Below are 22,326 nucleotides of genomic sequence, written 5' to 3'. Positions count from 1 at the left end.
GCGACGCGCCCCAAGTAGAAGATGCGGCCTGGCCGAACCCCGCGCACTGGAAAAAATGACGATGCCGAAATTCAGGTTTCACAAGCTTGCAGCCATTGTTGTGCTCATCGGGTTCGCCGGCTGGATGGCGACAGGCGAGTTCTCGTCCGTCGGCAGCGCGTCCGCCGACAACAAGCCCAAGGCAGGAGAGGTCGAGCAGCCCAAGGCAGCCGACGCAGGCAAGCCCCAAACTGGTAAACAGGGGGCTGCCAAGCCGGGGACCGCCGAGGCGGAACAGCCCAAGGCGCCGTTGCGCACGGTCGCGGTCATAGCCCCGCCGCGGCGCACCTATGCACGCGCTATCCGCATTTCCGGACTGACCGAAGCCGACAAGCGCGCCGTCCTGGCGACACGCGTCGCCGGCGTCATCGACAAGCTGCCGGTCAAGCAGGGCCAGCACGTCAAGACCGGCGACCTGATCCTGATGCTTGCCGCCGAGGAAAAAATCTCGGCGGTCGACAATGCCAAGCAGCTTGTCGTGCAACGTGAGGCAGAGCTGGCTGCGGCCCTGGGGCTGATGAAAACCGGCAATCTGCCCAAGTTGCAGCTCGACACAGCCCGCTCCAACCTGACGCTGGCCAAGTCGCTACTGGACGCAGCGCAAGCCGAACTCGACCGCAACGAGGTGAAGGCGCCCTTCGACGGCGTTATCGACCGGGTACCGGTGGAGCTTGGCAGTTCCGTGATGCAGGGCGGCGAGGTGGCGACCATTCTGAAGCTCGATCCGGTGATCGCCCGCGGCGAAGTCAGCGAACGCGATCTCGGCTATCTGAAGATCGGCGACAAGGCCGATGTGCGTCTGGTCAGCGGCCAGAATGTCGAGGGCACGGTGCGCTACATCAGCCGCGATGCATCTTCGGCAACCCGTACCTTCCGCGTCGAAGTCGCCATCCCCAACGCCGATGGTTCCGTACCGGCCGGCATGACGGCAGAAATTGCGCTCAGCGCCCAGCCGACCGACGCCGTCATGCTGCCGCGCTCGGTGGTGACGCTCGGCGACAAGGGCGATCTCGGCATTCGCGCCGTCGACAAGGACGACAAGGTCGTGTTCTTCCCGATCGACCTGGTCGACGACACGCCGACCGGCCTGGTGCTCGGCGGCATTCCGGCCGACGCCCGCATCATCGTCGCCGGCCAGGAACTGGTGAAGGAAGGCGAAGTGGTCAAGCCGGTCGAAGCCGACCAGGCGACCATCCAAAAGCTGTTGGGCGAAGCGACGACCGGGACGCAGTAATCATGGACATCGTCAAACTTGCAATCAGCAATGCCCGGCTGACCATTTCGGTCCTGGTCTTTCTCATCCTTGCTGGTGCGGTCGCTTACCAGTCGACGCCGAAGGAAGCGGAACCCGACGTTCCGATTCCGATGATGTATGTCAGTCTGATCTACCAGGGCATCTCGCCGGAAGACTCCGAGCGCCTCCTGCTGCGGCCGATGGAAGCCAAGCTGAAGAGCCTGAAAGGCCTCAAGGAGATGCGCTCGGCCGCCTTCCAGGGCGGCGGTTATGTGCTCGTTGAATTCCAGCCACAGACGGATCTCGCCACGGCGCTGCAGGACACGCGCAGCAAGGTGCAGGACGGCAAGGCCGACCTGCCGCAAGCGGCTGAGGAGCCCGTGGTCTCCGAGGTCAACATCTCCGAGTTCCCCGTCCTGGTCGTGACGCTGTCGGGCGAGGTGCCTGAGCGTGTGCTGACGGCGGCGGCGCGCGAGCTGCGCGACCGCATCGAGGAAGTGCCTGGCGTGCTCGAGGGCTCGCTGCAGGGTGCGCGCGACGACCTCGTCGAAGTGGTCATCGATCCGATGAAGCTGTCTTCCTACGGGCTGCAGCTCGACCAGTTGATCGGTGCGGTCGGCGCTTCCAACAGTCTTGTCGCCGCCGGCAACATCGAAGGATCCGAGGGCAAATACGCGGTCAAGGTGCCCTCGCTTATCGAGACACCAGAGGATGTGGCGGCGCTTCCGGTCGTCGCCGGCCCCAATGCGGTGGTGCAGGCCAAGGACATTGCCACCATCCGCTCCACATTCAAGGACGCCGAGACGGTCACCCGCCTCGACGGCAAGCCGGCGATCGCCATCGAGGTGAAGAAGCGCATCGGCTCCAACCTGATCGATACGATTGGCAAGGTCAGGGAGGTGTCCGACGCCTTCATCAAGACGATGCCGGAGGGCATGCACGTCACCTACACGCAAGACAAGTCGGTCTTCGTGAACCAGTTGCTCGGCGACCTGCAGAACCACGTGATGATCGCCGTCATCCTGGTGTTCATCGTCATTCTCTACGCGCTGTCTGGCCGTGCCTCGCTGCTGATCGGATTGGCCATCCCATCATCCTTCCTGATCGGCATCCTGTTGCTGGCAATGATGGGCTACACGATCAACATGATCGTGCTGTTCAGCCTCATCCTGGCGGTCGGCATGCTGGTCGACGACGCCATCATCGTCACCGAATTCGCCGAGCGACGCATGAGCGAGGGCATGCCGAAGGAGCAAGCGTTCGCGCTTGCCGCCAAGCGCATGGCCGGCCCGGTCATCGCGGCGACGATGACGCGCATTGCCGCCTTCTCGCCGCTGTTGTTCTGGCCGGGCATTATCGGCGACTTCATGAAGTACATGCCGATCACGCTGATCGTGACGCTCTCGGCCTCGATGCTCTATGCGCTGGTCTTCGCGCCGACGCTGGGCGCGATATTTGCCAAGGCGCCGGCCCATCACCCCGACGACAATCGCGACGGCTGGTACATGGCCGTGGTCAAGCAGGCGGTGCATTATCCCATCACCGTGCTTGTCCTCACTGTGGCGCTGTTGTTCGGCGTCGGCTACGCCTATTCGAAATTCGGCGCCGGCGTCGAATTCTTCCCGAATGTCGAGCCTGACTACGGCCTGCTCTACGTCCACGCCCGCGGCAATCTTTCGCTTGCCGAAATGGACTCGGCCACCAAGACCGCGGAAAATCGCCTGCTCGGTTGGCCGGGCGTGAAGTCTGTCTATACCCGCGTCGGCAAGACGCAGGGCGGCGGCCAGGATGTTCCGGAAGACGTGGTTGGCGTGATCCAGTACGAATTCGTCGACTGGCGCGAGCGTAAATCGGCGAACTCAATCCTGGACGAACTGCGCGGCGTTATGGCCGGCATTCCCGGTGTTGACGTCGAGGTTCGCGTGCCGGAAGCCGGCCCGCCTACCGGCAAGCCGATCCAGATCAGGCTTTCGGCCGTCGATCCGAAGGGCCTTGACGACAAGGCCCGCGCCGTCGCCGCGCGCATAGCCAAGGTGCCCGGCGTCATCGATATTTCCGACGGCCTGGCGCCGCCCGGCGTCGACTGGGCGCTCGAGGTCGATCGCGCCAAGGCGGCGCAGTACGGCATCAGCCCAACCGCGGTCGGGACGGTCGTGCAATTGGTGACCAACGGGCTGAAGCTCAGCGAGTACCGGCCCGCCGGCGCCGACGATGCAGTCGACATCAGGCTGCGCCTGCCCGAGGATCGGCGCACGCTGTCGACGCTCGACGAACTCAGGGTGCAGACCGCGCAAGGCTCGGTGCCGATCTCGAACTTCGTCGTGCGCAAGCCGGAGCCGACGGTCGGTATCCTCAACCGCATCGACGGTGCGCGAACGGTCGTCGTCCAGGCCAACGTCGCCGCCGGCGCCCAGGTGGCTGCCGTCCAGCAGGAGGTCACCAAAGCTGTCGCCGACATGAACCTCGGCAGCGGCATTCGCTGGAAGCTTGCCGGTTCGAATGAGGACAGCGCGGAGGCTGGTGCCTTCCTCAGCAAAGCCTTCGGTGCGGCGATCTTCCTGATCTTCATCGTGCTTCTGGCGCAGTTCAACAAGTTCACCAGCGTCTGGCTGGTGCTGTCCTGCGTGGTCATGGCGACGATCGGCGTGTTCCTCGGGCTGCTGCTGACGGGAGAGGCATTCGGCATCGTCATGTCGGGCATCGGTGTCATCGCGCTGGCCGGGGTGGTGGTGAACAACAACATCGTGCTGATCGACACCTATGACCGGTTGCGCGAAGAGGGCTGGGACAAATACGAGGCCGTTCTGCAGACCTGCCGCGAGCGTGCCCGCCCGGTGGTGCTGACGGCGGTGTCGGCGATCCTCGGCGTGCTGCCGATCGCCTTCGGCCTCGGCCTCGAAATCTTTCATCACGAGACGACGATCAACGCGCCGTCGACGCAATGGTGGATTTCGCTGTCCTCGGCGATCGTCTTCGGGCTGTCCTTCGCCACCGTGCTGACGCTGGTGGTGACGCCGTCGATGCTGATGGTGTTCACTCGCGCCAAGGTCAAACCCGGTGCGCGTCGGGGCTGGTTCAGCCGCCTGTTCGGGCGTCGCAAGGCCGAAACCCCGTCGAAAGGCCTGGACGCCGATCTGGGCGCCGAACCGGCGATCGCCTTCCCGAAGGCCGCCGAATAGAGTCCGGATCGCGGTCCTGATCAAGCAAGGCCGCCCGGGAACAATGGGCGGCCTTCTGCATTGTTCCGTCATTGCAACCTCAAAGCGAGGATTTTCTGATGACGATCAGCACCATTCTCATCATTATCCTTATTCTTATTCTGATCGGCGCGGTTCGGGCGTGGCCGCATTCGCGGTCCTGGGGTTACGGACCATCAGGCATCGTCGGCGTCATCCTGATCGTTGTCCTGGTGCTGCTGTTGATGGGCCGGATCTGAGCGCAACCTTCCTCCCCGACCAGCGGCGGATGACCGTGAGGCCATCCGCCTTTTTTTGGTTTGTTGTCAGGCAACTTTTTGCGTCGTTTTGATCGTGGCGATGCCGATATCCTCGAGCGCTTTCGACACTGCATTTTCCAGCGGCGTGTGCGGGATCGTACCGATAACGCTTTCCAGCCTGCCTGAAACCAGCCGGTGCGGCTCGAAGCGGAGATAGGACATCGAAACGATCTCGCGCCACATCGCCACGAACGGGCCGCCGGCACGCAGCACCCACCACGGCATCGACGTCAGTTTCAGCGAGCGCCCGAGCGCCTTCTCCGCGGCCGCCTTGATCTGCAGGTCGGTCACCGCATGGCCGGGAAAGTTCAGCGCCTCGTAGAAGCCGAGTTTGTCGAGATTGTCAGCCAGCCCGACGAAGGCCTTGGCCAGGTCGGGCAGATAGGCCCATTCATGCACGAGATCGACCGGCCCTGGGGCGGTATAGACGCCCTTGGTCATCTTGGCGGCAACAACCAGATCGAACCACGATCCGCTGCCGGTGCCGCCGAAGAAATCACCAGCGCGCAGCAGGATCGTGCGCACCAGACCTGCATCAGCCTCGCGGCGAAACAGATCTTCCATGGCGACGCGGATACGGCCCTTTTCCGTCGTCGGGCGAAACGGCGTGTCTTCGGCGATCACCGCCGGCATCTGCGAGCCGTAATAGTAGACGGTGCCCGGGAAGAGATGCAGCGCGCCGTTCGCCCGGCAGGCAGCCATCACATTCTCGGCCATCGGCAGGCATTTGCTCCAGTCGGTGTAGAGCGGGTTGAGGCCGTTGAAAATGATATCGACGCCTTCGGTCGCGCGGATCAGCGCAGCACGGTCGAGCGCGTCGCCGGCGATCGCCGTGGCGCCTTTGAGCTCGGCCGGCACCTTGCCGCTGCGGGTGATGGCACGGACATCGTAGCCGGCATCGATGAAGGCCTTGGCCACCGTGCGGCCGAGGCGGCCATTGGCGGCGGATTTCCTCTACGAAGAGTTCAAGCGCTATTCAGCCGGTGCAGGCTCGGCAGCGAATTCGGCACGGTGAGCGAGGCCGGCCATCACCAGCACGACGACCAGCAGCCCGGACAGAGCGACGAAGATCGGGCCGAAGCTCGAGTGCTCGGCGATGAAGCCGATCGCCGACGGCGCCACCAGAATGCCTGAGTAACCCATTGTGGTGACGACGCTCATGCCGGTGCCGGACGCCATGCCCTCCTGGTTGCCGCCGGCCGAAAAGATGATCGGCACCATGTTGGCAATGCCGAGGCCGCAAAAGGCAAAGGCGGCAATGGCCAGCCAAGGCGAGGGAGCCAGCCCGGCCACCAGCATGCCGGCAGCAGCGGCAAGGGCCGAGGCGCGCAACGTCGTAACGGCACCGAAACGGTTGCGGACGCCATCGCCGAGGAAGCGCATGACGGCCATGACACCGGAAAAGGCGGCATAGGCCAGGCCTGCGACGGCAAGATCGGCGCCGAGTTCCTGCCGGAGATACAGCGCTGCCCAGTCGAGTACCGCGCCTTCGGAGATCATCGTCAGCAGCGCCATAAGTCCGACCAGATAGACCAGCGGGTTTGCCGGCGGCGCGAATTTGTGGTGCTCGGCGACCGGGTGCTTGTCCTCGGCGATCAGGTAGCGGATCGCAACGGCGATTACGGCAAAGGCAAGAGCCGTCACCACTGTCGCATGGGCGAGGTGACCGTAGTTCTGGATGGCGAAACCGCCCAAAGCGCCGCCAGCGAAACCGCCAAGGCTCCAGAAGCCGTGCGAGGACGACATGATGGCACGGGACAGCCGCCGTTCGACTGCCACTGCATTGGCATTCATGGCGACGTCCATGCCGCCGATCGAACCGCCGAAGATGAACATGGCGATGGCTGCAAGGGGCACGTTGGGGGCCAGAGCCACAACCAAAAGGCCGAAGCTGCCGGCAAGTCCGAACCAGCGCAGCACCGTGCGCGAGCCATGCTTCGAGATCAGATGGCCGCACCAGGTCATGGCAGTGACGGCGCCGGCACCGAACAACAGAATCAGCAAGCCGAGCGTGAACCTCGAAATGTCGAGTCGCGTCAGGAACACCGGGATCTGCGGCGCCCAACTGCCGGTCAAGAAGCCGTTGGCAAGGAAGATGCCGGCCACTGCCCAGCGTCCACGAATCGCGATCTGCGTGATTTTCTGCGCGTCCATTGGGTAGAATCCGGTCCGGAAATGGCGTTGCGCGGCAAATTAGATCGATTCAATTCACAGTCAAGCGCTCTTCGCCGAAAGTGCTTGGACCAGACGCTACGTCCTCTCGCGTCGGCCAACCATCTCGGCGGTCCACTCCGAAATCCCTACGGCTCGAGATAAGACGCGCCATCCTTGTGCACAAACCGGCCGTCAGCGTTGGTGCTCATCATGTCGATGTCGGAGCAGGTGGCGACGTCGTCGGGCCAGCGCGAACCGACTTCGAGATAGATCGCCATCCCGCCCGATTTATTGATCATGTGATGGCCGTTGCCTGATCCTTTCGGAAAGGCCGCGCAATCACCGGCGCGCAGCACCGTCTCGCCGGCATCTTCGACGAGCGTCAGCTCGCCTTCAAGCACGTAGACGAATTCGTCTTCGTGCGAATGCCAGTGGCGCTGGCTCGACCAGTTGCCCGGCGGCAGGCGCATGAGATTGATGCCGAAGTCGGTGAGCCCGCCTGCGTTGCCTAGCCGCTGGCGCACGCGTTCGGCACAGGGTGCATCGAACGGCGGTGGATAGGATGAGCCCTTGCGTCCGGGCACGTCGGCAACGTCAATCTTAGGCACGGCGTCCTCCCTAGTGATCCCTAGGGCGCCTTGCCTCGAACTCGGCCTTCTTGGCGTCGGAGGCTTCGACCTGGTTCAGTGCCTGCCACTCGGCATAGGGCATGCCGTAGATGATCTCGCGCGACTGTTCCTTGCTGAGTTCGACACCTTCGGCTTGCGCCGCATCGCGGTACCAGTTGGACAGGCAGTTGCGGCAGAAGCCGGCGAGGTTCATCAGGTCGATGTTCTGTACGTCGGAACGCTCGCGCAGATGCGCGACCAGCCGGCGGAAGGCAGCGGCTTCGAAATCGCGCTTTTGTTCGTCGCTGAGTTCGGTCATGTCATGTTGGCCTCCCTTGGGCCTCATCATACCGGCCCGGTGCGAGAGCCGAATATTTTCACCGCATGTATATCGGCACGTCGATCTATCGCGTCAACGACCGGCGCCAGCCGTTCGGCCCAGGCGAGGGCACCCTTGCGGTCGGCGATCAGGTCCTGGCGGACCTCGAGCAGCGCATGGGCAAAGCCGTTGACGATGGCGTGCCTGAACATGGTATCGCCGCGCAGTGCGCCGTCATAGGGTTCGTTGTCGCCGACGATGAGGCTCTTGTCCTCGGCGAGTATGTCGATCAGCGGCCGCGCAACGCGGTCGTCCAGGTCCCACAATATGCCGGCGTGCCACGGCCGCACGAATCCCTGCATGGTCGGTGTGAAGGAATGCACCGAAAAGATGAAGGGTGCCTGCGCGGATGCTCGCGCCACAGAGGCGATCATGGCGCTGACGGCATCATGATAGGGGCGGTAAAAGCGGTCCAGCCGTCTTTCGCGCTCCTCCGGGGCAATGGGATAATTTCCCGGGATGATGGTGCCGTCATAGAGCTGACGAATCAGCGTTGGATCGTCTTCGCCGCGATTGGGGTCGATCAGCAGTCGCGAAAAATTGGCAAGCACGGCCGGAACGCCGAGCAGACTTGCGAGTTCGCGGGTTACAGTCTCGACGCCGATGTCGTAGGCGATGTGGCGGTCGAACTCCGCCGCCGGCAGGCCGAGACTGCCATACTCCTCCGGCAGGTCGCGGCGGGCGTGATCGGCCAGAAGCACCATGCCGCGCTTGCGATCGCCTTCGACGATATCGAAAGGCGCGAAAACTGTGGATCGGGTCATTGGCGGGAAAGGTCTGTTCGCTGGCTTTCGGGGAGGGTGGTATCGTCATTCCACGAAGAGAACGCTTGCGCAATGCCGTTGTTTGGCCACGGTTTCTGCCAAAAAACTGAGCAGGGGCGACCGCAAGCGCGCCAGAGCCTTCTAAATCGATTGGAATTGGACAGATCGGCGCGTTGACATGCGTACGGACTTTTCCGAAAAGGGGCGTTGAGAGATGCAAATGTGGTTCTTGAGGGGTTTCAGGATGGGTTTCGCCGGCAGGCTGCGTGTGCGCCACGCCTTGGCCATGCCGCTCCTGGTACCGGCCATGGCTCTTTTCGCGGTGATTTCGGCCTCGCCGGCACGGGCCGATTTCCGGGTCTGCAACGCCACGCAGAACCTGGTCGGTGTCGGCATCGGCTATCGCGCCAAGGCCGGCTGGATCACCGAAGGCTGGTGGCACATCGAAGGATCGAGCTGCAAGACGCTGATCGAGGGACCGTTGTCATCAAGGTTTTACTATCTTTATGCAGAAGACGCCGAGCGCGGCGGACGCTGGGATGGCCCGATCAACATGTGCGTGGCCGAAAAAGAGTTCAAGATCGCCGGCGTTACCGATTGCGTCGCCCGGGGCTTTCAGCGCGCCGGATTCCAGGAATATGACACGGGCGAGCAGGCAAGCTGGATGGTCCAGCTGACTGACGAGCCCGCAACGGATGGCGCTCCAGCCGCCCCGGGAACAAACAGTCAATGAGACGCAGCCGCAAGGTCAAGATCCTCGCCACCATCGGTCCGGCCTCCTCGTCCGAGGAGATGCTGAAGAAGCTGTTCGAAGCCGGCGCCGACGTGTTCCGCATTAATATGAGCCACACCGACCATGAATTGATGCGGACGCTTGTCGGCCGCATTCGTGCCGTCGAGGAGGCGGTCGGCCGGCCGATCGGCGTTCTCGCCGACCTGCAAGGGCCAAAGCTGCGCGTCGGCAAGTTCGCCAACGGCAAAGAGGTGCTGACCGTCGGTCAGACCTTCACGCTCGACGACAATCCCGAGCCCGGCAATTCGACGAGGGTCTACCTGCCGCATCCCGAAATCCTGCGTTCGGTCGAGGCTGGTCATCGCCTGCTGATCGACGACGGCAAGCTCGAGCTCAAGGCGGTCAGCAGCAACGGCAAGGCGATCGTCTGCACCGTCGTCGCCGGCACCCCCATTTCCGACAAGAAGGGCGTCAGCCTGCCCGACACCGACCTGCCGGTCGGCGCGCTGACGGAAAAGGACCGCCGGGATCTCGACGCGGTTCTGGCGACCGGCGTCGACTGGGTGGCGCTGTCCTTCGTGCAGCGGCCCGAGGACCTGGCCGAAGCGCGCAAGATCGCACGCGGCCGGGCGCTGATCATGGCCAAGATCGAAAAGCCGCAGGCCGTCGCCCGGCTGGCCGAGATCATCGAGCTTTCGGATGCGCTGATGGTCGCCCGCGGCGATCTCGGCGTCGAGATGCCTCTCGAAGCCGTGCCTGGCATTCAGAAGCAGATCACCCGCGCCGCGCGCCGTGCCGGCAAGCCGGTGGTGGTCGCCACGCAGATGCTGGAATCGATGATCACCGCGCCGGTGCCGACGCGGGCCGAGGTGTCGGACGTGTCGATCGCCGTGTTTGAAGGCGCCGACGCGATCATGCTTTCGGCGGAGTCCGCCGCCGGCGCCTATCCGGTCGAGGCGGTGGCGATGATGAACCGGATCGCCACCAAGGTCGAAACCGACCCGACCTATGCCGGCATTATCAACGCGCAACGCTCGGAACCGGAAGCGACCGGAGCCGACGCGATCTCGCTCGCCGCCCGCGAAATAGCCGAGACGTTGAAGCTGTCGGCGATCATCACCTATACCGCGTCCGGCACGACCGGCTTGCGCGCCGCGCGCGAGCGGCCGCAAGTGCCGATCGTGGCGCTGTCGCCGATCCTCAACACGGCGCGGCGGCTGTCGCTGTTGTGGGGCACGCATTGTGTCGTTTCCCCCGACGCCAGCGACCTCGACGACATGGTCGACCGCGCCTGCCGCATCGCCTTCGATGAAGGTTTCGGCAAGCCGGGCGACCGCGTCATCATCACGGCCGGCGTGCCGTTGAGGACGCCGGGCTCGACCAACATGCTGCGCATCGCCTATGTCGGATCGGAAGTCGGCCGCTAATGTCGGCCGCGGCTGCCGGATAGGCCGGCTGCATGGCGCGTCGTAAACGCGGCGGCCCGGTGCATTGACGGCAGTTGGGCTGCGATCAACGCCGAACTCCGCCAGCTTGCATCAGCCTGTGGCCGGCCGTGAAGCGGTTCGAAGGCCCTATCCGATCTTGAGCTGGAAGTCAGTTAAGGTAATCTCTCCTGGGAGAAAGAGGAGGGTGATCCAATGTGGATGCGCACTGATCTTCTGGAACTCCTCGGCATTGAGCACCCGATAATCCAGGCGCCGATGAGCGGCATCACCACGCCGGAACTGGCGGCGACAGTCAGCAATGCCGGGGCGCTTGGCTCGCTCGGATGCGGCATTCTGCCTGCGGCGGCTATCCGCGAGCAGCTCACGGCGACACAGCACGCCACCAATCGTCCGATCAACGTCAACTTCTTTGCGCACCCGGCGCCGATACACGATGATGCGGCAGCCCAAAGTATGCGAGACCGCCTTCGCGGCTCCTATGAGGAGGTCGGCCTCGGACCGGTGCCCGAGCCGGGCGAGCCCTTCCCCACCTTCGATCGTGAGCGTCTCGAAATTGTGCTCGAGCTGCGCCCCAAGGTGGTCAGCTTCCACTTCGGTCTACCCGACACCGCAATTGTGCAGCAGTTGAAGGCGGCCGGCTGTACTGTCTTGTGTTCGGCCACCACCGTCTCGGAAGCGCGCCAGCTTGAGGCAGGAGGGGTGGACGCCATTATCGCCCAGGGATACGAGGCGGGTGGGCATCGCGGCACATTCACTGGCGACCCTGCTATCGGCACAGCCGGCACTATGGCACTCGTACCGCAGATTGTTGATGCCGTGCGGGTGCCTGTAATTGCCGCCGGCGGTATCTTCGACGGTCGCGGCATTGCTGCCAGCTTTGCACTTGGTGCATCTGGTGTGCAGATCGGCACGGCTTTCCTGGCCTGTCCTGAAGCCAATGTGCAGCCAGTCTATCGCGTAGCATTGCGCTCGGCCAACGACGAGAGCACGTCGGTGACTCGCTGCTTCACTGGCCGCCCAGCGCGCGTGGTGCGCAACCGGTTTGTGATGGAAATGGCTGGTGAGGAAGATGCAGCGTTGGCGTTTCCGCTGCAGGCGAGTCTGGTCATGCCGCTTTCGATGGCAAAGGATGAAAGCAAGCGGGCTGACTTCTTGCCCACTTGGGCCGGGCAGGGCGTTGCGAAGCTGCGGGAGATGCCGGCCGCCGCCCTTGTGGAGAAACTCGTCACAGAAGCAAACGGCATAGATCGGGCCTATAGGGGAGTAGGGGAGTAGGGCGCATGTGTTCCACAGTGCAATCTGCACCTCTCACATACTACCCTATTCCCCCTACTCCCTTACTGGTCTCAAATGCCTTCGCCGGCAAGCTCCTCGGAAAGTGCGGCGACCTGGTCCTGGGCGCTGCGCATCATTGGGTAGATGCCGAGCACGCGCTGCCAGGCCTCAAGTGCCGACTGCTTGTGGCCGGTTTCGGCCATGATCTGAGCCAGGCCCGAAAGCGCGCCGAAATGGCGTGGTTCGAGCTGCAGGGTGCGGTCGATGTCCGCCATCGACTTCCCGTAGTTCTTCATCATGAAATGAACAGTGGCGCGCCGGTTCCAGCCTTCCGCATAGGTCGGCTGCAAAGTCACAACCTGATCGAGGAAATCGAGTGCAACATCGAATTTCTGGTTTTCGATCGCCTTCTGCGACCATTGCATCATCAGGTCGATAGAGGCGCTGCCCGACTGGGACCACTCGCTGCCGATCCGTCCGGCGATGCGCTCGGCCGCCTTTTCATTGCGTTCGCGCTTGAGATCGGCAAACAGCTGATCGAGCCGCGCCTGTTTCGTCTTGACGACCGGAGGTGCTGACGGCGGAGTTGTGGTCGGATCTTCAGCCCACGCCGGCAGCGAGACAGCGCCGGAAACGAGGAAGGCCGTGAAAAATGCAAAAAGAATCCGCATCGCGGGAATCTAGCCCCCGACGCCGGATCGTCAAACTGAATTTAGCGTGAGAGTCGTATCATGCGAACGGAGGCGCGCAGCCTCCGTCGAAAACTCAACCCTGGCGCGCCTTGTAGCGCGGCGCGGTCTTGTTGATGATGTAGACGCGGCCCTTGCGACGAACCAGCTGGTTGTCGCGGTGACGCGCCTTCAACGCCTTGAGCGAATTCTTGATTTTCATGGTCTTGCCCGTCGGTCTGGGCCCGGTCACGGGCCGAATTATTAAGGCGCGCCCACAGACGCGCCTTTGAACTGTGCGTGGCTCATAGACGAGGAGCGTTGCCCGTGTCAACCGCAAGCGCGTTGCCTAAACGATACGGACCGTTTCGTATCATCAAATATCCGTCACTGGCGTTGCGCAGGCTTGAGACGGCTGGAATGATGCGGTTGCGAATTGGAGATCGTCATGCGCCGAATTCTTGTGTCCGCCTGTCTTGTCGTCCTCGCGGCAGGTTCTGTTGCCTATGCGCAGGAATGCGACCGCAACGACGACAGCCAGCAGATGATGAACATCTGCGCCGACGCGGACTACAAATCCGCCGACGCCAAGCTCAACAAGGCCTACCAGGAAATCATCGGCGGAACTGACGCAAAAGCCAGGAAGCTGTTGCAGACGGCGCAGCGCGCCTGGATCGCTTTTCGCGACGCGGAATGCAGCTATTCGGCCGCGGACAGCGAAGGCGGCTCGATCTATCCGATGCTGATATCGGAATGCCTGACGCGGCTGACCGACGATCGCACCAAGCAGCTCACCGCCGATTCGACCTGCGCGGAAGGCGATGTTAGCTGCGCCAGCCCCGACGAGGACGAGAGCGGCGAAATCCAGTAAGCGTAGGTTCTAACTTTGTGTTTGAGCATGATCTTTTCCGAAATCCGGATTCCACTTTTCGCTAGCGCGGACCTTCGGTTCGGGATCATGCTCTAGCTGCGGCGGCTCACGCGCGTAAAATGGCCCATCTTGCGGCCGGGCCGCGCCTCGGCCTTGCCATAGAGGTGCAGCATCAGATCGGGCTCGGCGAGTAGCTCAGGAACGCGCCTGACATCGTCGCCGATCAGGTTTTCCATCACGCAGTCGAACTGCCGGGCGGGATTTCCCAGCGGCAGGCCGGCGACGGCGCGGATGTGCTGCTCGAATTGCGAGATGGTGCAGGCGGCCTCCGTCCAGTGGCCGGAATTGTGGACGCGCGGCGCTATCTCGTTGGCCAACAGCGAACCGTCGGCAAGGACAAAGAATTCGACGCCGATGACGCCGACATAGTCGAGCGCTGCAAGGATCTCTGCCGCCGCCGTTTGAGCCGCAGCCGCCGTCTCGGATTTTACTCCGGCCGGCAGCGTCGAGCTGTGAAGAATACCGTTGCGATGGACATTCCACGCTGGATCGTAGGCGGCGAGCGAGCCGTCGCTGCCGCGCGCGGCGATCACCGAAATCTCGCGCTCGAAGGTGACGAAGGATTCCAGGATCAACGGCACGTTGCCCATCGCCTCGCAAGTGCCGGCAAAGCCGCCTGTTTCCATGTTGCGGAAGACACGCTGGCCCTTGCCGTCATAGCCCATGCGGCGCGTCTTCAATATGCCGCTGCCGTTGAACTGTTTCAGCGCAGCCGTCAGTTCCTCGTCATTGTCGACGGGGCTGAAATCCGCGGTCGGTATGCCGGTGCCGTTGAGGAATTTCTTTTCCGCCAGCCGGTCCTGCGCCACTTCCAGTGCGCGTGCCGGCGGATAGACCGGCACCGTAGAGGCAAGTGCCGCGGCGGCCGCGACCGGTACGTTCTCGAATTCATAAGTAACGACGGCACTGGCCGCAGCCAGCTCGCTAAGCGCGGCCGCGTCGTCATAGGCGGCGACGATCTGCCGGTTGGCGACCTGTGCCGCCGGGCAATCCGGCTGCGGCTCCAGCACGACGATGCGGTAGCCGAGGCGGGCCGCGGCCATCGCCAGCATGCGGCCAAGCTGGCCGCCGCCGATGATGCCGATGCTCGATCCCGCCGGCAGGCTCACGGCGCGTCCGTGGGCTCGGCGGCCACCTTGGCGGTCTGCGCGGCGCGCCAGCTATCCAGCCGGGCGGCGAGCTTTTCGTCGCTCAGCGCCAGCACCGCGGCGGCCAGAAGGGCAGCGTTGGCGGCGCCGGCCTTGCCGATGGCCAAAGTGCCGACCGGAATGCCGGCCGGCATCTGCACGATTGATAGCAGCGAGTCCTGGCCCGACAGCGTCTTTGATTCCACCGGCACGCCGAACACCGGCAGCGGCGTCATCGCCGCCGTCATGCCGGGCAGATGCGCCGCACCGCCGGCACCGGCGATGATCACCTTGTAGCCGGCCGCCTTGGCGCCCTTGGCGAAGTCATAGAGCCGGTCGGGCGTGCGGTGGGCCGAGACGATCAGCCGCTTGTGCGGAATTCCAAGCGCCTCCAGCGTTTCGGCGGCGTGGCGCATCGTCGCCCAGTCGGACTGGCTGCCCATGATGATGGCGACGTCGGCGCGGTGATCGTCCAAGCTTCTGCTCTCCGGCGGCAAAAGCGCGCATTAGCTGAAATCGAGGGGAGCCGCAAGGATGGCCGGAAACGGCAAAGCCGCTTGTGCCGTCTCCGTGGCTACGCACATGGACAGGGTCGGTCTGTCATCGGGCGGCCGCTGCTCGGAAGCGGTTGACGAAGTCGTCAAGTTCAGGCCGTTCGGTATCGGAAATCGCCCAGTAGGAAAAGGCGCTGTCGCTCCAGTGGACCAGCGAGAAGCCACCAGCAGAAAGATCGACCGGTCCGGCTGTCGAGCCGGTTTCCTCGGGCGCGGCGACGAGAGTGATCAGGTGCTCGCGGTGCCTGTAGACCAGTGCCGGCACTGGCTGGTCGGCGATCACCTCGACCCGGCCGCCGAGCAACGCGAAGCCGTCACTGGCAAGGTCAGGTGCCGGCGGCGACAGGCCGACCCTGCCATCCAGCCAGGGTTTGACCGTGTGCCGGTCCGACGAGACGACGTCCACGGGGCTGGCTGCCAGCAGGCTGCGGCGATGGCCGCTGGCGACCGCGGCGGCAAAGCTGTCGGGCGCCCTGCTCAGCATCATCCATTGCGTCGCACCGCTGGCCAGCACGGCGGTAACGATGATCGACGCCGCCAGCGCGCGCCAGTCGAACGCGCCAAATCGGTGCACCGCTCTGTGTGCCGGCGGCACTCGAGCGACGGGCGCCGGCGCCGGCAGCACTTTCTCCGTACCGGCTGTCCCGATTGCAGCGATGCGAGCCTTGAAATCCTCACGGACATCGAGCCTCGGCAGCCCGCTGACGACCGTCTGCAGCGCAGCGATGCGGGCATGCTCGGCGGCGAGCGCCGGATCGGCCGCGATGCGTCGCTCGACAGCCAATGCTGCTGCTGCGTCGAGCTCGCCATCGACCAAGGCATGGATCATCAGCTCCACGCCCGCCGGGTCATCGGGCAGTCCATCGTTGTGCGCGCTCATGGCGCCCTCCCAAGTTGGGATATCAGCAGACCGCGCGCCCTCGCCAGTCGCGACATCACCGTGCCTAGCGGCACGCCAAGCAGCGTCGCGATCTCGCGATAGCTGAGGCCGTTGATGTCGCGCAGCACCACAGTCTCGCGAAATTGGTGCGGCAGCGCGGCGATCGCCGCCTCGAGTGCGGCCGTGTCGGCCTTGGCGATCAGGCTTGCCTCAGGACTATCCGTATCCGGCAGGCCGGCGCCATATGCAGCCGTCATGTCATCGAGGTCGCTCAGGTCGCCGACGGCGACGATACTGCGCGGCCGGTTGCGCGCCAGCCAGGAGTAAGAGGCGTTGCGCACGATCGCCAGCAGCCAGGCGCGCGCATTGCCGCCGGCATAGCCGGCGATGCCCGCATGCGCCTTCAAACAGGCCTCCTGCACCACATCCTCCGCGTCGGCGGCGTTGCCGGTCAGCCAGCGGGCAAGCGCAAGCGCATCCGCGAGATGGGGCAGAACCACCTCGCGAAAGCGCTCGGTCGCGGCCTCTTGGTTCAACACCGTCGCATCGCCCGGCATCCCGGGCAGAACCTTCCGAAAATCCTCACGGAGCGACGGTGATCCTGCCCTGCATGTGCGGGTGAAGCCCGCAGAAATAGGCATAGTCGCCCACTTTGGTGAAGGTGAAGGCATATGTGTCACCGGTGTCAAGCGCCTTGGAGCGAAACGAGGCATCGTTGGCGACCACCAGATGCGGGATGTCGTCGTCATTCTCGAAGGTCACGGTAGTGCCCTGCTTTACCGTCAGCACCGCCGGCGTGAAGGCAAAGTTCTCGATCTTGACCATTGGCTGGCCTGCTGCGTTCAGTGGCATGGCAACCATTATCAGGATCGCCGCCAAACCGAACGTGACAGGGGATACGACCAAGACGCGGGATGGGAAGCGGATCATCGCATTTCCCCTCAGGCCAGCGTGCTGTCGATGATGGCGAGGTCCTGCCCGCCTTGCTTGACTGTCACGCTGCTTGTGCCGAGCAGGCTGCGCAACTGGCCGGCAGGTACCGTCATCGGCCCGGGTGAGGCTGCGGTGCCCGGCGCCGGTTGCGGGAAAGCGGTCGAGCGCGCGGTATGAAAGGTAACGTTGCCTTCGACCTTCTGCATGATCTGGTGGATATGGCCGTTGAGTACGGTGACAGAGCCGAAGCGCTTGAGCAGCGCCAAGGCCTGCGCCGCGTCGTCGGTGCCCCAGCCCCATTCGGGATAAACAGCCCATAGCGGGATATGGGCAAAGACGACGATTGGCGTCGAGGCGGTGACCGCCTTCAGATCATCGGCCAACCATGCCAACTGGTCGGCGCCGAGATTGCCCAGCCCGCCAGCCTTCAGGTTGACGACGTTGACCAGCCCGATGAAATGGACGCCGTTCTGGTCGAACGAATACCAGCCAGCGCCCTTGGTGCCCTTGCCGTAGCGGTCGAGATAGGCCTGGCCATTGCCGTCATCGATCAGGTCGTGCTCACCGGGCACATAATGCACGTCGAAGCCTGCGCCGCCGATGATCTGGGCAGCGTTGTCGAACTGCGCGGCTTTCGACAAATGGGTGATGTCGCCGGTGTGGATCATGAAAGCGGGCTTTTGCGGCAACGCCTGGATCTTGCCGATGGCCTCCTTCAGCGTGTCGATGGCGTGCGGGTTGGCAGCCTTGTCGAAGCCGATGTGGCTGTCGGAGATCTGGAGGAAAGTGAAGCCGGTGGCCAAGGCCTCGGCGGCTTGCGACGCACCGAGCAGGCTGAGCGAGACCGGCACGCCGGCCGAAATTGTCCACAGCACTCCCGTGCCGGCCCAGATCATGCATTCCAGTGCATGACGGCGGCTGATGCCGTCAGCTTCATTGTCGTGGTGGTGGATCATACCGGTCTCCTGCACGCCGGAAATGGCGTCTGTTTGGGAGACCAATGGGCGGGGTGGTTTATTCCGCCCGAAGACTAAAAGTTCATTCACACTGCCGTGATGGCGCACTGGCCCGATGCGAAGCCGGTGCTGGAAGGCACTGGCTCGACCACGCTCTGGCGATGTCTAGTCCGGCCAGCGCAGCGCTCCGGCGGACTGCTTGCGAGCGGGTTTCATCGCATCGGTGGGCCGATCGGCAGCAATCAATACCGCCCGCAGGCGTTCGGCAACGATCTCCGCCTCGCCGGGATGGAGATTGCACGGATCAAGGAAGAAGTGACCGCGCTCGACCTCGTGGTTGCGCACGATCACGGGCGGCGAACCCGCCGCAAGCGCCGAGGCGAGGCCGGCGGCGGTGAAGCGGCTTTCCGGCGCAACAAACACCTGCAGGCGGTCGAGAGGATTTCCGGTCGGATCTGGAATGATACGTGCCTCGATGCCAGGCAGGTCCTGCAATGCGGTTTGCCACAGATGCAGTGCGGCTTCTTCCCGCTGGCGAATGCCGGCATGGTCGCGCCGCTCCCAGGCTTCCAGGGCCGCCATGGTGCCGGCAATGCTCTCCTTGCCGACCTTCATGGCGCGCGCAACGCCGCGGTTCTGGAGATAGGCGGCCCGTACCAGATCCTTGCGGCCGGCAACGATGCCGCTTGTCGGCCCTGAGAGAAATTTGTGCCCGCTGTAGACAACAATGTCGGCGCCGCGCGCCAGAAAGCCATGCAAATCGTATTCCGAGGCGGCGTCGACGATCACCGGCACGCCCTTGGCGTGGCAAATCTCGCAGAACTCCTCAAGCGAGAGCATGCCGTATTGCACGGTGTGGTGCGCAACGACGTAGAGGGCTGCCGCCGTCCGGTCCCGGATCGCCTCGGCAACATGATAATCCTGGGTGACGCTGACCGTGCCGGCAGGCACTGCCTTGGCTCCGGCAAGCCGGATCGACTGGTCGATCGGCGCGCCGTAATTGACGATGTGACCAAGCTGAACGATGACCTCCGATTTGAGGCCCTCGGTGTCGTCCGGCAGCCGCTCGATCGCAAGAAGGCTGGTCCCGGTCATCGCGCCGGCAATTGCCATTGTTATGCCGCTGGCGCAGCATGCGGTGATGAAGCCGGCCTCGCCGCCGGTAAGGCGTGCAATCACCCTACTTGCGGCGCGCTGCAGATCGTCCATCTCGACCCATTGCGAGGCCATTTCCGACATTGCGGCAATCGCTTCTGGCACGATGATCGAAGCACCGAGTGCCGTCATCGTGCCGGAGACATTGATGATTGGGCGAAGGCCAAGTCGTTCGCGGATTGTCGTGTTGGAACGGTCAGCGGCATAGGTCGTCATCTCTGTAGATCCTGTTTAAGATTTCAGGCGGCGATCTCGACGACCGCCTCGATTTCAACTGTGATGTTGCCCGGCAGCGAGCCGACACCGATCGCGGAACGGGCATGTCCGCCAAGCGTATCAAAGACGGCCGCGAAAAGATCGGAACAGCCGTTCACCACCTTGGGGTGCTCGCTGAATGTCGGCGTCGCATTGACAAAGCCAAGCAGCTTGACGACGCGCACGATGCGGCCGAGGTCGCCGGCCGCCGCATGCATGACGGCGAGCAGGTTCAGGCCGGTCAGACGCGCATGCCCGTAGGCCTCTTCAACGCTGACATCCTCGCCGACCTTGCCGGTGCAGAGCGCGCCATCGGCGCGCAACGGCCCCTGGCCGGAGAGGAAGATCAGCCGTCCGCTCTCGGCATAGGTGACGAAGTTGGCGATGGGCTTCGGCGGCTCGGGCAGTGTCAGGCCCAATTCCGCGAGCCGGGTGTAAGGCGTCATAAAAGCTCCTTGCGACAGCTTTCGCCGTCCGATGTCAAAAATGCGAGGCGCGAAACCGCGCCAGAAAACTGCGAAGGCGTTCATTGTCGAACCCCGCCGCCAGAATCTCGGCGGGTGGTCCGACGGCACTGACGCCGCCATCCGCCATGAAAACGATGCGGCTCGATGCGTCGCGCGCAAAAGCCATTTCATGTGTGACCATCAGCATCGTCATGCCGTCTTCGGCGAGGCTGCGCACGACCTCGAGCACCTCGCCAACCAGTTCGGGGTCGAGCGCCGAGGTTATCTCGTCGAGAAGCAATATCTTCGGCTCCATCGCCACGGCGCGGGCGATGCCGACGCGCTGCTGCTGGCCGCCGGAAAGCTCGGCCGGCAGACTGTCGGCTTTGTGGGCGAGGCCTACGCGGCTGAGCCAGTGCTCGGCAATGGTGCGGGCCTCGGCATTGCTCTTGCCGCGCACCTTGCGCAGGCCAAGCATGATGTTGCCGGCCGCAGTCAAATGCGGAAACAGATTGAAGCTCTGGAACACCATTCCGGTCTCGGCTCGCATCGCCGCCAGGTCGCGCTCGCTGCGTCGCTGGCGTGTTCCCGTCTCGCGATAGCCGACTTCTTTGCCGTCGATACGGATCGAGCCGCTGTCGTAGCTCTCCAGGAAGTTGACGCAGCGCAGTAGCGTGGTCTTGCCGCTGCCGGAGGGGCCGATGATAGTCACGACCTCGCCGCGTGTCACTTGCAGGCTGACGGAGCGCAGGACCTCGACGGATCCAAAGGCTTTGGAAACCTCGGTGACATCGAGAAGTGCCGGATTCTGCTGCGAGGCATTGGACATCGTGCTATTCCCGGATGAAGGAGAAACGCCGCTCCAGGCGCCGGCTGGCCAAGGAGAGGGCGTAGTTGACGGCGAAGTAGACGAGCGCACCGAGAATGTAGAGCGGCATCGCCTCATAGGTGCGGCCGATGACCTGGTTGATAGCCTGCATGAGGTCGGTGATGCCGAGCAGCGAGACCAGCGCGCTACCCTTTACCGCGTCGGTGACGCCATTGATCCAGGGTGGCAGGAAACGCCTGAACGCCTGCGGAAAAATGACGTAGGCCAGCCGCTGGCGAAAGGTCAGTCCGATCGCCAGCGCCGCCTCGGACTGACCCTTGGGAATCGAGCCGACAGCGCCCCTGAGATACTCGACCACTTGTGCGGTCTTGAAGAGGGTGAGGGCGAACACGGCCGCCCAAAAGGATTCCAGATGCAGCCCCACCGCGGGCAGGCCGTAATAGACGAAGAAGATCAGCACCAGGATCGGAATGCCGCGGATGGTGTCGCTGAAGATGCGCACTGCCCAGCGCAGCGGAGAAGGACCATAGACAAGGCCGACACCCATCAGCACGCCGGCGATGAGCGATAACACCACGACCAGCAGCGACACCCACAAGGTTACGGCAAAGCCTTCGGCGAGGAACGGCAAGGCGTAGATGATCTGGCTCAGCATGTCAGCGCGCCGCCTTGAACCGGCGCTCGACGAGCCGCAGCGCGAAAAGCAGCGTGTAGCCGGTCAACAGGTACATTGCCGTCACCACCAGATAGACTTCGACAATGCGGAACGTGTTGAAGTTGATCCACTGGGCGCCATAGGTGAGTTCGGGTACCGAGATGACCGACGCCACGGACGTATCCTTGAAGAGCGATATGAATGTGTTGGAAAGCGCCGGCAGGGTTATGCGCAGCATCGTCGGCAGGCGCACATCGAGCAGCCTTTGCCATGGTGTCAGGCCGATTGCCTTGCCGGCGTCGAGCTGACCGCGCGGCACCGCCTCGAGCCCCGAGCGAAACACCTCGACCAGGTAGGCGCCGCTGTAGAGCGACAGCGTGGCAATGAATGAGGTTTGCGCGCTGTAGGCAATGTCGACCACCGTCGGCAAGCCGTAGAAGACCAGATAGACGAGCAGGATCAGCGGCACGTTGCGGATGAACTCGACATACCCCGCGATGATGGTCCGCACCGCACGTCCGGCCGACACGTACCAGACCGCCAGAACGAGCCCGATGACGATGCCGATCGCGATCGAGATGACGGCCAGTTCGAGGCTTAGCAGCAGTCCGCCCCAGAGCTTGTCGAAATGCCGCCAGATAAGGTTGAAGTTGAGAGTATAACCCATGCGTCCTCGTCATGGAGGGCTGTGATGAGAGAAGGGGGCCCGGCCGTGTCGGTGCGCCCCCGAGGAGGAGAAGACAGCGGTACACGGTGGAGGGCGCGGGGGGCGCGGTAGCATAACAACAAGTACACGCAGGCGGGGGG

At 63.6% G+C, this 22,326-nt stretch carries 25 protein-coding genes; 7 read left to right on the top strand and 18 right to left on the bottom strand.

The features are described 5' to 3' along the window. Window positions 1-61 precede the first annotated feature (61 nt). From NKI72_RS04785 to NKI72_RS04775, 3 genes are all read left to right on the top strand, one after another. Window positions 62-1,273 carry an efflux RND transporter periplasmic adaptor subunit gene (locus NKI72_RS04785; RefSeq protein WP_352817707.1) on the top strand — a complete coding sequence of 404 codons (1,212 nt, stop codon included), beginning with the start codon at window positions 62-64 and terminating at the stop codon, window positions 1,271-1,273. A 2-nt stretch (window positions 1,274-1,275) separates the two neighbouring features. Beyond that, on the top strand, window positions 1,276-4,452 hold the full coding sequence (locus NKI72_RS04780; RefSeq protein ID WP_352831361.1) for an efflux RND transporter permease subunit: 3,177 nt from the start codon (window positions 1,276-1,278) through the stop codon (window positions 4,450-4,452). Between the two features lie 98 nt (window positions 4,453-4,550). After that, window positions 4,551-4,709 (top strand): DUF3309 family protein, encoded by a 159-nt coding sequence (locus NKI72_RS04775; protein WP_352849959.1) that lies wholly within the window; start codon window positions 4,551-4,553, stop codon window positions 4,707-4,709. Window positions 4,710-4,775: 66 nt separating this feature from the next. Here NKI72_RS04775 and NKI72_RS04770 read toward each other — a convergent pair whose 3' ends face one another. The 5 genes from NKI72_RS04770 to NKI72_RS04750 all read right to left on the bottom strand — a co-directional run bounded on the left by NKI72_RS04770 (window position 4,776) and on the right by NKI72_RS04750 (window position 8,674). Then, on the bottom strand, window positions 4,776-5,687 hold the full coding sequence (locus NKI72_RS04770; protein ID WP_352817712.1) for an SDR family oxidoreductase: 912 nt from the start codon (window positions 5,685-5,687) through the stop codon (window positions 4,776-4,778). Between the two features lie 54 nt (window positions 5,688-5,741). Next, window positions 5,742-6,923, bottom strand: coding sequence for an MFS transporter (locus NKI72_RS04765; RefSeq protein WP_352831363.1), 1,182 nt, complete (start codon window positions 6,921-6,923; stop codon window positions 5,742-5,744). Window positions 6,924-7,069: 146 nt separating this feature from the next. Then, entirely contained in the window at window positions 7,070-7,531 is a 462-nt protein-coding gene (locus NKI72_RS04760) for a cupin domain-containing protein (protein WP_352831365.1), read from the bottom strand. 10 nt (window positions 7,532-7,541) lie between these two features. Further along, entirely contained in the window at window positions 7,542-7,850 is a 309-nt protein-coding gene (locus NKI72_RS04755; RefSeq protein WP_292663476.1) for a DUF1244 domain-containing protein, read from the bottom strand. Window positions 7,851-7,876: 26 nt separating this feature from the next. Further along, window positions 7,877-8,674, bottom strand: a complete 798-nt coding sequence (locus NKI72_RS04750) for an N-formylglutamate amidohydrolase (RefSeq protein ID WP_352831367.1) — start codon at window positions 8,672-8,674, stop codon at window positions 7,877-7,879. 286 nt (window positions 8,675-8,960) lie between these two features. On the opposite strand from NKI72_RS04750, the gene NKI72_RS04745 reads away from it, so the two are divergent. The 3 genes from NKI72_RS04745 (at window position 8,961) to NKI72_RS04735 (ending at window position 12,130) form a co-directional block, all read left to right on the top strand. Further along, entirely contained in the window at window positions 8,961-9,407 is a 447-nt protein-coding gene (locus NKI72_RS04745) for a DUF1036 domain-containing protein (protein WP_352489443.1), read from the top strand. Beyond that, window positions 9,404-10,834, top strand: a complete 1,431-nt coding sequence (gene pyk, locus NKI72_RS04740; RefSeq protein WP_352849958.1) for a pyruvate kinase — start codon at window positions 9,404-9,406, stop codon at window positions 10,832-10,834. The genes NKI72_RS04745 and pyk overlap by 4 nt, the downstream gene beginning before the upstream one ends. A gap of 213 nt (window positions 10,835-11,047) precedes the next feature. Continuing rightward, window positions 11,048-12,130, top strand: a complete 1,083-nt coding sequence (locus NKI72_RS04735; RefSeq protein ID WP_352471169.1) for an NAD(P)H-dependent flavin oxidoreductase — start codon at window positions 11,048-11,050, stop codon at window positions 12,128-12,130. Window positions 12,131-12,201: 71 nt separating this feature from the next. Here the strand turns inward: NKI72_RS04735 and NKI72_RS04730 are convergent, their stop codons facing one another. Together NKI72_RS04730 and ykgO are read right to left on the bottom strand one after the other, a co-directional pair. After that, entirely contained in the window at window positions 12,202-12,801 is a 600-nt protein-coding gene (locus tag NKI72_RS04730; protein WP_352849957.1) for a tetratricopeptide repeat protein, read from the bottom strand. Window positions 12,802-12,895: 94 nt separating this feature from the next. Continuing rightward, window positions 12,896-13,021 carry a type B 50S ribosomal protein L36 gene (ykgO, locus tag NKI72_RS04725; protein ID WP_006327841.1) on the bottom strand — a complete coding sequence of 42 codons (126 nt, stop codon included), beginning with the start codon at window positions 13,019-13,021 and terminating at the stop codon, window positions 12,896-12,898. A gap of 225 nt (window positions 13,022-13,246) precedes the next feature. On the opposite strand from ykgO, the gene NKI72_RS04720 reads away from it, so the two are divergent. Further along, the gene (locus NKI72_RS04720; protein WP_352817722.1) at window positions 13,247-13,669 is read left to right on the top strand and encodes a lysozyme inhibitor LprI family protein; all 423 of its coding nucleotides are present in this window, start codon (window positions 13,247-13,249) and stop codon (window positions 13,667-13,669) included. 92 nt (window positions 13,670-13,761) lie between these two features. On the opposite strand, the gene NKI72_RS04715 is transcribed toward NKI72_RS04720, so the two are convergent. The 11 genes from NKI72_RS04715 to NKI72_RS04665 form a co-directional block, all read right to left on the bottom strand. Then, complete coding sequence (locus tag NKI72_RS04715) at window positions 13,762-14,838, bottom strand: 5-(carboxyamino)imidazole ribonucleotide synthase (RefSeq protein WP_352831369.1); 1,077 nt, start codon at window positions 14,836-14,838, stop codon at window positions 13,762-13,764. Then, window positions 14,835-15,332 carry a 5-(carboxyamino)imidazole ribonucleotide mutase gene (gene purE / locus NKI72_RS04710; RefSeq protein WP_023678468.1) on the bottom strand — a complete coding sequence of 166 codons (498 nt, stop codon included), beginning with the start codon at window positions 15,330-15,332 and terminating at the stop codon, window positions 14,835-14,837. Before purE ends, NKI72_RS04715 begins: the two co-directional genes overlap by 4 nt. 124 nt (window positions 15,333-15,456) lie before the next feature. Next, window positions 15,457-16,290, bottom strand: a complete 834-nt coding sequence (locus NKI72_RS04705; protein WP_352831371.1) for an anti-sigma factor family protein — start codon at window positions 16,288-16,290, stop codon at window positions 15,457-15,459. Beyond that, window positions 16,287-16,847: a sigma-70 family RNA polymerase sigma factor gene (locus tag NKI72_RS04700; protein ID WP_352817726.1), complete on the bottom strand. Its 561-nt coding sequence runs from the start codon at window positions 16,845-16,847 to the stop codon at window positions 16,287-16,289. The genes NKI72_RS04705 and NKI72_RS04700 overlap by 4 nt, the downstream gene beginning before the upstream one ends. 25 nt (window positions 16,848-16,872) lie before the next feature. Then, on the bottom strand, window positions 16,873-17,220 hold the full coding sequence (locus tag NKI72_RS04695) for a cupredoxin domain-containing protein (RefSeq protein ID WP_352540268.1): 348 nt from the start codon (window positions 17,218-17,220) through the stop codon (window positions 16,873-16,875). Window positions 17,221-17,231: 11 nt separating this feature from the next. Continuing rightward, window positions 17,232-18,176 carry a metallophosphoesterase family protein gene (locus NKI72_RS04690; RefSeq protein WP_352452518.1) on the bottom strand — a complete coding sequence of 315 codons (945 nt, stop codon included), beginning with the start codon at window positions 18,174-18,176 and terminating at the stop codon, window positions 17,232-17,234. Window positions 18,177-18,344: 168 nt separating this feature from the next. Continuing rightward, on the bottom strand, window positions 18,345-19,550 hold the full coding sequence (locus NKI72_RS04685) for an aminotransferase class V-fold PLP-dependent enzyme (protein ID WP_352831373.1): 1,206 nt from the start codon (window positions 19,548-19,550) through the stop codon (window positions 18,345-18,347). A gap of 23 nt (window positions 19,551-19,573) precedes the next feature. Continuing rightward, window positions 19,574-20,035 carry a RidA family protein gene (locus NKI72_RS04680; protein WP_352817731.1) on the bottom strand — a complete coding sequence of 154 codons (462 nt, stop codon included), beginning with the start codon at window positions 20,033-20,035 and terminating at the stop codon, window positions 19,574-19,576. Window positions 20,036-20,069: 34 nt separating this feature from the next. Next, a complete protein-coding gene (locus NKI72_RS04675) occupies window positions 20,070-20,864 on the bottom strand; it encodes an amino acid ABC transporter ATP-binding protein (RefSeq protein WP_352831375.1) in 795 nt (264 codons plus the stop codon). A 4-nt stretch (window positions 20,865-20,868) separates the two neighbouring features. Then, window positions 20,869-21,519 carry an amino acid ABC transporter permease gene (locus NKI72_RS04670; RefSeq protein ID WP_352831376.1) on the bottom strand — a complete coding sequence of 217 codons (651 nt, stop codon included), beginning with the start codon at window positions 21,517-21,519 and terminating at the stop codon, window positions 20,869-20,871. 1 nt (window position 21,520) lies between these two features. Beyond that, the gene (locus tag NKI72_RS04665; RefSeq protein WP_023678477.1) at window positions 21,521-22,186 is read right to left on the bottom strand and encodes an amino acid ABC transporter permease; all 666 of its coding nucleotides are present in this window, start codon (window positions 22,184-22,186) and stop codon (window positions 21,521-21,523) included. Between the last annotated feature and the right edge of the window lie 140 nt (window positions 22,187-22,326).

The organism is Mesorhizobium sp. M0437, from assembly GCF_040321335.1.
Lineage (GTDB): Bacteria > Pseudomonadota > Alphaproteobacteria > Rhizobiales > Rhizobiaceae > Mesorhizobium.
The sequence above is the reverse complement of the archived record's forward strand: the minus strand, read 5'-3'. Positions and strand labels throughout refer to the sequence as shown.